This is a genomic window from Leisingera sp. F5 (assembly GCF_001593695.1).
The window spans coordinates 1-1,019 of sequence record NZ_LUKH01001454.1 but is presented as its reverse complement, the minus strand read 5'-3'; the positions used below and the strand labels follow the sequence as shown (position 1 = coordinate 1,019).

The window sequence follows — 1,019 nt, the reverse complement described above, 5'->3', positions numbered from 1 at the left end:
GGTGAGGTACAAACCCTTTTGCGGAGACCAAGATGGCGTTTTTCTCAAAGCTCAAGGAACGGCTGTTCAAATCCTCCTCCAAGCTCGAGCAGGGGCTCGATGCAATTGTCGAGGAGGGGGCCGAGAGCGGTGCGGCTGAAGCCCTGGCAAAGGCCCCGGCAGTGACGCCGGAGCAGCCCGCCCCGGCACCTGTTCCGCAGCCGGAAGCTGTTGCCGATCCGGAGCCTGCGCCCGAACCTGAAACCGCGCCTGCGCCGCAGCCGTTGGCGGCGCCCGAGCCTGCCCCCGCGCCGCAGACTGCACCGGAGCCTGAGAAAAAATCGCCGGGCTTGCTGGGCCGTCTGATGGGCCGCACCGCCGCCGCCGAGCCGCGCCGGGCGCTGGATGACGACATGCTGGAGCAGCTGGAAGAGCTGCTTATCGCCGCCGACATGGGCGTGGACACGGCGCTGCGGGTGACTGCCAACCTGGCCGAGGGGCGGATGGGCAAGAAGGTCTCCAGCCGTGAGATCAAGGAGCTTCTGGCACAGGAAGTCGCCCGCATCATGGAACCGGTGGCGAAGCCGCTGCCGATCTATGCAAAGCGCCCGCAGGTGGTGCTGGTTGTGGGGGTCAATGGCTCCGGCAAGACCACCACCATCGGCAAGCTGGCCAGCCAGTTCAAAGGCGCGGGCAAGAAGGTGGTCATTGCCGCAGGCGATACATTCCGCGCTGCCGCAGTGGAGCAGTTGCAGGTCTGGGGCGACCGGGCCGGGGTGCCGGTGCTGACAGCACCCGAAGGCTCCGACCCGGCCTCGCTGGCGTTCGATGCCATGACCAAGGCGCAGGAAGAGGGCGCAGATCTCTTGATGATCGACACCGCGGGCCGTCTGCAGAACCGTGCGGATCTGATGGAAGAGCTGTCGAAAATCGTTCGCGTGATCCGCAAGAAGGATGAGACCGCGCCGCATAACACCCTGCTGGTGCTGGATGCGACCACCGGGCAGAACGCGCTGTCACAGGTGGGTACCTTCCAGAAG

1 protein-coding gene is annotated in these 1,019 nt (G+C 65.8%); it reads left to right on the top strand.

Features of this window, described 5'->3' with window-relative positions; genetic code table 11:
* Positions 1–32: 32 nt before the first annotated feature.
* Positions 33–1,019 (top strand): signaling recognition particle receptor family protein (locus A2I95_RS42210; protein WP_291738192.1); only part of this gene is annotated, 987 nt, incomplete at its 3' end.